The organism is Protofrankia sp. Cas8 (assembly GCF_963555845.1).
Taxonomy (GTDB): Bacteria; Actinomycetota; Actinomycetes; order Frankiales; family Frankiaceae; genus Protofrankia.
In genome coordinates this window covers 1-9,779 of sequence record NZ_CAUVXI010000207.1, presented here as the reverse complement: position 1 = coordinate 9,779, position 9,779 = coordinate 1, and the positions used below count along the sequence as shown (strand labels likewise).

The window sequence follows — 9,779 nt, the reverse complement described above, 5'->3', positions numbered from 1 at the left end:
GTGCGGGTGCCGTCCAGGTATTTCCTCAGGCTCTGGAACTGAATGTGCCAGAGTTCGAGCAGAGCGGTTGCCGCGATCTGCGGTTCTGGGTCGTCTGGGTTCATCCCGGCCCGCTCAGCCATGAGCTGGGCGGCCACGGCGATGAGTCGGTCGGTCATGTCGCGCTGGTGGACTCGCAGCGCGGACGTGGACATGATCATATTGCCGAAGCGTTGGATCGTGGTGGCGGCCTCGACCGGGTCGTCCTGCATGTCCAGCCAGGACGTCATGCCGCCCAATTCACCGTCCAGGATCCGCAGCACCGCGTCGATCGGTGCGACCCCGGGCTCGGCCAGGCCGGTCCGCAGCGAGGCCATCGTCGCGTCCAGGCGGTCCAGGACCAGGGACTCCTTGGTGGGGAAATAGTTGAAAACCGTCTTCTCCGACACCCCGCACGCCTCGGCGACCTCCGACACTCGGACGGCGTCGAAGCCCCGATCCATGAACATCTGCGTCGCCGTGTCGGTCAACTGCTGGCGCATCAGGCGCTTCTTGCGCTCCCGCAACCCTTCGGCGTCGGGTGCCCCGGGCCCAGGGGTGTGCGCTGCCGTCCAGTCCACCGTGCGCCTGCTCATGCTCTCAGCGTAGTCCAGTCTCTGTAAAAGTTCTGCTACAGTAATTTTCTAGCTGCTGAAATTAAATCGCCTACGGCGCAAGGAGCCTCCATGAGCAACATCCGCATCGTGCGTGACTACCCCCATCCCCCCACGAGGGTCTGGCGTGCCGTGACCGATCCGGCGCTCATCCCGCTGTGGACCTCGACGGGCCAGGGGGCGCGGCCCGAGGGCTTCTCGACCGCGGTCGGCACCCGGTTCCAGTTCGTCGCGAAGCCGCGGCCAGGCTGGCGGGGGATCGTCGACTGCGAGGTCCTCGAGGCACGCGAACCATCCCTGCTCCGCTATTCCTGGGTCGGCGACCAGAACGGCGACGCGACGTACGTCACCTACCGGCTCGAGCCGCACGCGGGCGGTACGCGCTTCACGTACGAGCACACTGGCTTCACCGGCGTCGGTGGGTTCCTCCTCGCAAAGCTGGTGCTGGGCCCCGTCCGGAAGAAGATGCTCCGCGTGGGCCTCACAGCCGTGCTCAACGACGTCGACGACAACGGCATGTCTCGCCCCACCGCTGGTGGCAACGGCTGAGTCCAGTACACCCGGCTGTCCCTGTCCACCGCCTTGGGGACGGGGACCCGTGGCGTCGCCCCGCGTGACCAGCGCACGTTCGGGTTGCCGGGTGCGCGAAAAGAGTCATGATCGCACACCCGGCGGCCGACCGGTTGAGAGCGCCCCTCGGCTGACTAGATGAAGTCGAGCAACGCTCTGTTGACCTGGTCGGTGTGGGTCCAGGCGATGGCGTGCGGCCCGCCTTCGATCACGACGTAGTGAAGGTCTTTGATCAGCCCGGGGAGGCGGTTGCCGGTGGGGCCGATCGGGAGGATCCGGTCCTGATCACCGTGTACGACGAGCACCGGAATGTCGAGCTTGGCGACGTCGTCGCGGAAGTCGGTCAGCCAGGTCGAGATGCACGCGACGGCTGCGATCGGCGACCCGGCAGTGGCGATGTTCCAGCTCGCCTGGAGCGCCTGGTCGCTGACCAGGGTGCCGCCGTAGACGTCGATATTGTAGAAATTGTCGAGGAACTGCTTCAGCCACAGGGGCCGGTCCGCGCTGGCGGTGGCGATGAACCCGTCGAACAGGCTCTGCGGTAGGCCCTCGGGGTTGTCCTCGGTCTGCAGCAGGAACGGGGGGATCGGGGAGACCAGCACCGCCTTACGCACCCGCGTCGAGCCGTAGGTACCCAGGTAGTGGGTGACGTCCCCGGAGCCCATCGAGTGGCCGACCAGCACCGCGTCGCGCAGGTCGAGCTTCTCCACCAACGCGTGCAGATCCGCGGCGAAGGTGTCGTAGTCGTAGCCGACGGCGGGCTGGCTGGAATTGCCCCAGCCGCGTCGGTCGTAGGTGATCACGCGGTGGCCGGCGTCGAGCAGCACCGGAACCTGCTTCTCCCAGGCGCTGCCGCTCAGCGGGTAGCCGTGGCTGAGAACGACCGGCGTCCCGGTGCCGTGGTCCTCGTAGTAGATCTCGATCGTGGCGGAATTTTCTTTACCGACAGTGACGTAGGGCATGATGGTCCCCTTTCGTGTGCCCCGGCCCTGATGGCACACCCTCGCCGGAGCCGGACGTTCCCGGGCGCTCTAAGTATGTTGAAGGGGTTACCCCTTGGTCGCATCCTGTGGCCGCTATCCAGCGCCGACCACTCAGGGGCCATGACTGCCGGATCGGGCCGGCGGGGGCCGCGCAGCGTGCGCGAGCATGGCAGCTGTGTGCCGACTTCAGCGCGTACGACGTGTTCTCCGTCGCTGCCGGCGGCTGTCGGCGCCGCGGTGTTCGCCATCGCTGAGGTGCATCGTCGGACAACCGGAAGAACACCCTCCGTGGCCACCTGGCAGGAGCGACGCCATCCTGAAGCATCCCATTACCGGTTTTTTTGGTTGCTGTAATTGAACCCTCGTACTGTCTGCGCAGTGTTTGGTTATTTTCTGCGTAGTATCCGGCTACTCTCTGTGCAGTATTAGTCCTATGTCGGTCGTCGATGGGCGCGCGGCGGCACAACTATATGATCTAACTACTAGGAGTAATCAATGACAACTGGTGCCACCCACGAGACGAGCCAAGGGAGCCCACCCGGGAAGAAACCCCGCCGCTGGTTGAAGGGCGCGATCATCGGTGGGATCGTGGTGATCGCCCTCCTGGTCGGGGGGCCGTTCGTCTACATCAACTTCATCGAAGGTGACCCGCCGGCTGCGCTGTCGGTCAACTCACAGTCGACCCAGGCCGCCGCTGACACCGCTGGAACCGCGACCGTGCCGACCGATGGCACGTGGAAGGTGGGATCCGGTTCGCAGGTCGGCTACCGCGTCAAAGAGGTCCTCTTCGGACAGTCCACCACCGCCGTCGGCCGGACCTCGGGCGTCACCGGCCAGCTGGCCATCTCGGGTACGACGGTCCAGTCCGCGAGCTTCACCGCGGACATGACGACGGTCGCCAGTGATCAGTCCCAGCGCGACGGCCAGTTCCGTGGACGGATCATGGAGACGTCCAGGTACCCGACGGTCACCTTCACCCTGACCAAGCCGATCGATCTCGGATCGGTGCCCGCGACCGGCGTCACCAAGACCTACCAGGCAACCGGCGACCTCACCTTGCACGGCGTCACCAAGAGCGTCTCGATTTCCCTGGAGACGCAGCGGTCCGGTGCACAGATCAAGATCGGCGGCCAGATCCCGATCGTGTTCGCCGACTACAACGTCAGCAACCCGAGCTTCCCTGGAGTAGTCACCACCGAAGACAAGGGGATCATGGAGGTACTGCTCGTCCTCACCAAATCCTGACCTCGTCATCTCGTCATCTCGTCACATCAGGTCCCGTCCGGGGCGCTCACCTCGGTAGAACGGAGCATGCGGGGTGCGCTCGGGTGTGCATCCGAGCGACGGGAGGGACCTTTGAAGCTGCCTGTGGCGGAGCCGATCGAGCGGGAGCCGATCGAGCTGAAACCGTACGGAGCGTCGCAGGTCAGGTGGCCAGTGGCGCTCGATGAGGTGCTCGGTGTGTTGGACGTCCAGCCGGCGACCGCCGCCTGGCCCGGCGGCTCAGCCGCGGTGCTGGCGAACCTTCCCAGCTCGCACGGGGGGATTCTCGGCGCCCAGCTGGTCGGCCAACAGGTCGTCCTGGCCGAGCGACTGCACCCGGGGAAGCGGGTGCAGTCCCTGCAGACGCTGTTCCTGCGCTCCGGGACGTGGCAGGAGCCGCTGGAGGCCCACGTCGAGCAGCTTGCGCAGGGACGCTCGTTCGCCTCGGTGTCCCTGACGTTCCGGCAGGGGCGGGAGCTGATCTGCAAGGCTCAGGTACTGCTCACCGTGGACGAGCCCGACCCGGCGCGGACCGCTGTGACGGCCGTCCCGGGGCCGGATCCGCAGGATGCGACCCCTGTCGAGATGCCCCTTCTCCCCTGGGACACCCGGCTCGCCGCCGGGGGGACGTGGCAGGCCCACGACCTGTGGATGCGGAGGAAGGACGTCCCGGACGATCCCACCCTGTGGCGGGCACTGGTCGCGTATACGTGCGAGCCCACGACGCTGCCGCTGCTCATGGCTGACCACGGCACGGTAGACGGACCGGATAGCGCAGGTAGGCCGCACACCGCGTTGATCGTGGCACTGACCGTCACCTTCTTCGAGGACCTCGATGTGCGCGACTGGCATGTGGTGCGCACGGAGGTCCCCTATGCGGGGGGCGCCCGGGTCCACGGCCGTGGCCAGGTCCTCGACAGCGGCGGTCGGCCCAGTGCCCTGTTCACCACGGTGGGCCTGTTCCGACCGGCTGCCGGTGACTGAAAGACCGGTCTGCGACCGACAGCGAAGCGATCTTGCTTCCGTAGACAGGGCCGGACCGTGCCGAAATGGTCCGATCGGGTCGCCGCCACCTCCAAGCCGACCTTTTCCCGCGCCCGTCGGGTCACCATTTTAGTTCAGCCAGGACGCTGGTAGCACGAAATCTACCGGCACGACTGTCGTGCCGTCCTCGACCGCCGCTTCAAGCTGTTCCTGCCGCAAACCGGTGGCTCGGGTGAGATCAGCCCCGCCGAGCCGGGCGCCGGTGAGGGTCGTGTTTTTCAAGCGTGTGCCAGACAGGTCCGCCCGCTCCAGCTGGGCTCCGGAAAGGTCTGCCCATTCCAGTTGGGCTCCGGAAAGGTCTACCCGTTCCAGTTGTGCACCAGCAAGATCCGCTCGTTCCAGTTGGGCGTGGCTCAGGTGGGCGTCAGTGAGCTCGGCGCGGCAGACCCCTGGCAGGGACGGGAGCCGGCCGAGAACGGTAAGTGCGGCCTGGATGTCAGCATCCGGGCCCATGTGCCTGGAGAGCTGTCCATTCCGACCGTCGGCTGCCCGCGCGGACCGGGGTTGATTCTGTCGGCCGTGTCCAGTGCCGGACCGGCCGGGGATGTATGCGCGCACGACCGCGGACAGAACCCCGACGACAATGGGTTGCTCGTCGGGGGAGTCCTTCGCGAAGCGTTCCAACGCGTAAATCTCGCCCAGTCGTATGTCCAGCGAGGCAGTGCCGAGCTGGTGGATCGCGCTGATGTAACGCTCGGTCAGTTGCCGAGTCGGTTTTCGAGCATGCGTGAGACCTTCAGAGTGTGGAGACATCGTCGCGGTGGTGGCGTGCTTTGGGTAGCTGCCAGACGTAGACCGGAAGGACCATGCCATCGGCGCTGGCCTGCACCCTGCCTGTGCCCCGGGCGTACGCGATGGTGCTGAGGACGAGACGATCGTCGGCATAGACTTCGAGGAACTCGCCGACGGCCAGTATCCGCAGATGCTGCGGTACCCTCCGAATTCCAGGTGGCGGGGCTGCCTGCGTCGGTTCGCCCGGCTGGCCGGCGGACTGTTGTAATTGCACGCGGCCAACCCCGGCCAGGTATGCATCCGAGTCGCCGACTACTGCTGGGATGGATGTGCCCGTACCGGCGGCCTCTGGAGACCAGTCCTGTGAAGGATCGTAAAACCCGACGCAGCGGTCTGGAAGGTCGTCCGCAACCAGCGGTGCGCCGAGTGACTCCTCCTGCAAGACAGGCCCTCCGGCGTAACCGATCCGCATCCGCCCGGCGCGCGCATGCACTTCCAGCATCATGACATCCGCGCAGTCGCTGTCCGGGCAGATCGTCACGGTGACGCTTCTCGCCTCGGCGGGAATGTCAACCTCGATGATTGCGTCCTTTGTGAGTCCGGTGTCTGCCGGTTTGACCTCCCGGGCGGCGGGCGGCCACCAGGCCAGGACGGGCACACCGTCGGTGTCGAGGCGGAGGCGTTTCGGTTGGGCGAGCATGCCGCGTACCAGGTCGCCGTGATCGTTCAGGCCGACCCGTCGCTGCACGGTGTGCAGGACGAGCTTTTCGCCATCCGCCTGGATGACGCGGGGCGCGTAGACGCCGGGTGGGGCCAGCCGGCCGCGCCGGACCCATGGTCCGAGCAGGGTGTCTGATTCGTATACGTCCACCGAGTGATCGGTGGAGATGCAGACCAGCATCATCCAGTGGTTGTTGAGCCGTTCGACAACCGGGCACTCCAGTTCCGAGTGCGTCCCGCCTGGCACGACCGGTGGCAGCACGGTCCAGTGCAGCAGGTCGGATGAGACGGCCGCCGCGATGCAACCGCCGACCGACGGCGCGAGGCCGGTTTCGCGCGCGGCGATGAACATCACCCACTGGTCGTGGTCTGGGTCGCGGACAACGAACGGGTCTCGCCAAGCCTGGTAATCGTCGGTGCGGTACCAGTGTGGGTCGGCGACGCAGACGGGGTTGGTGCTGACCCGGTGCCAGCCGGTGCCGTCGTGCCGGGTTGAGCGGGCGAGTCCGACGGCCTGGGTGGCCGGGTGGGGGTGGGCGGATACGCCTGTGTAGAGCATGGCGAGCCCGCCGTCGGGGTGGTCGACGATGCTCATCGTCCAGATCGCGCCGTCATCGAAGTGCCCGGGCCGGGCGATGCCGAAGGTCGGGCCGAGTGGTTCCCAGTGCAGCAGGTCGGTGGAGTGGGCGTGGCCGAAGCTGGTCTCGTGCACAGACGCGTCGAAGGGCACCACGGGTGGCCCCTGGAGGTGTAGGAGGTGCCACCCGTCGTCGGTGGCGAGCACGGCGAAGTCGTTGAGGACGAGACCTGGTGGTGCGTAGCGCACGTGCCCTCCACGGTACACAGATGATGACAGTAGGTGCGGGCGGCTGGCGGGTGGGGGTGCCCGCGGCGGACCTTTTCTGTGATACCCCTCATATCGGCGCCCTGCAAGCGCTTGCAGAAGGAGCGGAGTCGGCGTACCGTTCCCGACCATCGTGATCTGGGTCACGCGGGAGTAGGTCGGGCGATCGGGTTCCGGCGGGCGTGTCGGTGGACTTCAGGAGGACTCCGGGATGAGTGGCAGCATTGAGGAGGTGGCCGCGCTGGCGGGCGTGTCCACGGCGACGGTCTCGCGGGCTCTGCGCGGGCTGCCCAACGTCGCCGAGAGCACGCGGATCCGGGTCGTGGCGGCTGCCGCCCAGTTGCTGTATGTGGCCTCACCGCAGGCATCCCGGCTGGCCAGCGGCCGCACGGGCACCGTCGGAGTGGTGGTGCCGTACGTGACCCGGTGGTTTTTCGCCCAGATCATCAGCGGTGCCGAGGCGGTGTTGCGGGCGGGTGGCCTGGACCTGCTGCTCTACAACCTCGGGGATGACGCGGGCAGGGCACGGTTCTTCGACGCGGTGCCGCTGCGCAAGCGGGTCGATGCGGTGCTCGTGCTGTGTTTACCGCTGACCCCGATGGAGATCGAGGTGCTGCAAGCGCTTAACGTCCCTGTTGTTGTCGTCGGCGCGGCTGTGCCCGGCTTCGCCGGCGTGCGGATCGATGACGTTGCCGGTGCGACCGTGGCGGTACGACATCTGATCAATCTTGGTCATCGGCGGATTGGGCTGATCTCCGGCGGGGCGACGGGTGAGGGCTCAGATGACCGTGAGCCGATGCGTTTCACCGCTCCCACGGACCGTCGGCGCGGCTACCGCCACGCCCTCAGGTCGGCGGGGATCCCGTTGGACTCGAGGTTGGAGGCGGCCGGGCACTTCACCGTGCGTGGGGGCGAGCAGGCTATGGCGGAGCTGCTGTCCGCGCAGGCGCCGCCCACGGCGGTGTTCGCTGAGAGCGACGAGATGGCGATGGGGGCGTTACGGACGCTGCGTCGTGCCGGGCTGCGTGTCCCGGACGACCTGTCTGTGGTCGGTTTCGACGGGCACGAGATGGCGGAGTTGTTCGACCTCACGACGATTGTTCAGCCCGTGGTCCGCCAGGGCGAGATCGCCGCGCAGCTGTTGCTCAGCCTCCTGCGCCAGGAGACTCCGGCATCCACCGGTGCGTCTGGCGACGACGGTGACGGCGATGGTGGCGGTGGTGGTGGCGGTGGCGGTGGTGGCACTGCCGGGGAAATGGGCGGTTCGGCAGACGACGATGCGGCTGGGGAATCCGCCTCTGCCGATACTCGGGTGAATCCGGCTGTGCCGATATCGATTGTGGTACCGACCAGCATCCATGTCCGCGGCACCACCTGCCCTCCCCGCGGGCAGGGCAATGACGTTTCACCCACCGTGTCAGACCCCACGCGCCCAGCATCACCGGATGCTCCGGTGATGTAGAGGCTCCGGCCCAAGGTCTCTCGTGCCGGAGCCGTTTGGCCGCCCTTGGCCCAGGCCGGCCTGTATCGAATCGAGACAAGGAGTTCGCGTCATGCGAAAGAGAACGACCGTCAGTGTGGTCCTCGCTGCCGCCAGCCTTGCGCTGGTGGCCTGCGGAGGCGGTTCGGGTACGTCCCAAGCCGCGAGTACGGCGAGCACATGCAACGGGAAGATCGACGGCAAGCGGACCCTGTCCGCCTGGTTCCACACCGGTCAGGGCGATGAGCGCACGGCGTTCGAGCAGGCGGTGAACGCATTCAACGCCAAGCAGTCCGACGTCGTCGTCAAGCCGACGTTCATCCCGGAGGGGAGCTACAACGAGCAGGTGAAGGCCGCCGCCGCCTCGGGCTCGTTACCGGACATTCTCGACTTCGACGGTCCGAACCTCTACAACTATGCCTGGAACGGCAACCTGCAACCGCTCGACACGTGCGTGTCGCAGCAGCTGCGGGCCGATTTGTTGCCCACCATCATCAAACAGGGTATTTACAACACGAAGCTGTATGGGGTGGGTACCGCCGAGTCCGGGCTGGGCCTGTATGTACGGAAATCGGCGTTCGTAAAGGCCGGGGTTCGTATTCCGACGTCCACGGCGGACGCGTGGACCGCCGCGGAGTTCACCGATGCGTTGGCGAAGCTGCGGGCGGCGGGCTTCGCCAAGCCACTTGATCTTCAGATCAATCAGGATCAGGGCGAATGGTACGCGTACGGCTTCGCTCCGATCATTGAGTCGGCCGGTGCGGATTTGATCAGCCGGGCGAATTTTGACAAAGCCGACGGGGTCATCAACAGTTCGGCGTCCGTGGCTGCGTTGACCGTCATGCAGGGCTGGTTCAAGAACGAGTACGTCGACGCCAACACCGACGACGCGGCGTTTACCGCAGGCCGCGCGGCGGTTTCCTGGGTCGGTCACTGGAAGTACGCCGGCTATTCCAAGAAGTGGGGTGACGACCTGGCGATCGTCCCCCTGCCGAACTTCGGCACCGGCGTGCGGACCGGTGAGGGCAGCTGGCAGTGGGGGATCACCAAGCACACGGAGGACGCCGACGCCGCGTGGGCGTTCATCAGCTCCCTGTTCGAGGACACCTACCAGAAGCAGGTCGCGGCCAACGGTGCGATCCCCGCGTCCAAGCCGGTCCTGAACACCATCCCGCAGTTCGCTGCTGGTGGTCCGGAACGGCTCTACGTCGACCAGCTTGATTCCGGTGCCGCGCTGCCTCGACCGGCCACGCCGGCCTATCCGACCATCTCGCTCGCCTTCAACAAGGTGATCGCGACTGTGCGCAGCGGTGGGAACGTCCAGGCCGCTCTGGACCAGGCTGCGAAAAGCATTGATCAGGATATCAAGGACAACGACGGCTACCCGCCGAAGAGTTAGCACCCGGTTGTCGTGGTCCCGGGCCTCGGTCCGGGACCACGATCGCCGACCGGACGGACAGACAACCGGACAGACAACCGGACAGACTGACAGGAGGCGAACCCCTCGTGCC

9 protein-coding genes are annotated in these 9,779 nt (G+C 66.4%); 5 read left to right on the top strand and 4 right to left on the bottom strand.

Annotation, left to right across the window (positions count from 1 at the left end):
• Positions 1 to 614: TetR family transcriptional regulator (locus U9977_RS22410; RefSeq protein ID WP_322751260.1), on the bottom strand; the 614-nt coding region annotated here is incomplete at its 3' end.
• Between the two features lie 90 nt (positions 615 to 704).
• Between U9977_RS22410 and U9977_RS22405 the strand changes: the two genes are divergently transcribed.
• Positions 705 to 1,181: an SRPBCC domain-containing protein gene (locus tag U9977_RS22405; protein WP_322751259.1), complete on the top strand. Its 477-nt coding sequence runs from the start codon at positions 705 to 707 to the stop codon at positions 1,179 to 1,181.
• A gap of 155 nt (positions 1,182 to 1,336) precedes the next feature.
• Here U9977_RS22405 and U9977_RS22400 read toward each other — a convergent pair whose 3' ends face one another.
• Entirely contained in the window at positions 1,337 to 2,164 is an 828-nt protein-coding gene (locus U9977_RS22400; protein WP_322751258.1) for an alpha/beta hydrolase, read from the bottom strand.
• A gap of 516 nt (positions 2,165 to 2,680) precedes the next feature.
• Between U9977_RS22400 and U9977_RS22395 the strand changes: the two genes are divergently transcribed.
• Both U9977_RS22395 and U9977_RS22390 read left to right on the top strand, forming a co-directional pair.
• Positions 2,681 to 3,430 (top strand): YceI family protein, encoded by a 750-nt coding sequence (locus U9977_RS22395; protein WP_322751257.1) that lies wholly within the window; start codon positions 2,681 to 2,683, stop codon positions 3,428 to 3,430.
• A 111-nt stretch (positions 3,431 to 3,541) separates the two neighbouring features.
• Positions 3,542 to 4,432, top strand: coding sequence for an acyl-CoA thioesterase (locus U9977_RS22390; RefSeq protein ID WP_322751256.1), 891 nt, complete (start codon positions 3,542 to 3,544; stop codon positions 4,430 to 4,432).
• Between the two features lie 129 nt (positions 4,433 to 4,561).
• On the opposite strand, the gene U9977_RS22385 is transcribed toward U9977_RS22390, so the two are convergent.
• Together U9977_RS22385 and U9977_RS22380 are read right to left on the bottom strand one after the other, a co-directional pair.
• Positions 4,562 to 5,245, bottom strand: a complete 684-nt coding sequence (locus U9977_RS22385) for a pentapeptide repeat-containing protein (RefSeq protein ID WP_322751255.1) — start codon at positions 5,243 to 5,245, stop codon at positions 4,562 to 4,564.
• Complete coding sequence (locus tag U9977_RS22380) at positions 5,229 to 6,770, bottom strand: hypothetical protein (protein ID WP_322751254.1); 1,542 nt, start codon at positions 6,768 to 6,770, stop codon at positions 5,229 to 5,231. Before U9977_RS22380 ends, U9977_RS22385 begins: the two co-directional genes overlap by 17 nt.
• A 229-nt stretch (positions 6,771 to 6,999) precedes the next feature.
• Here U9977_RS22380 and U9977_RS22375 point away from each other — a divergent pair, with 229 nt between their 5' ends.
• Together U9977_RS22375 and U9977_RS22370 are read left to right on the top strand one after the other, a co-directional pair.
• Positions 7,000 to 8,250 carry a LacI family DNA-binding transcriptional regulator gene (locus tag U9977_RS22375; protein WP_322751253.1) on the top strand — a complete coding sequence of 417 codons (1,251 nt, stop codon included), beginning with the start codon at positions 7,000 to 7,002 and terminating at the stop codon, positions 8,248 to 8,250.
• A 91-nt stretch (positions 8,251 to 8,341) separates the two neighbouring features.
• Positions 8,342 to 9,667 (top strand): sugar ABC transporter substrate-binding protein, encoded by a 1,326-nt coding sequence (locus U9977_RS22370; protein WP_322751252.1) that lies wholly within the window; start codon positions 8,342 to 8,344, stop codon positions 9,665 to 9,667.
• The last annotated feature ends 112 nt before the right edge of the window (positions 9,668 to 9,779 follow it).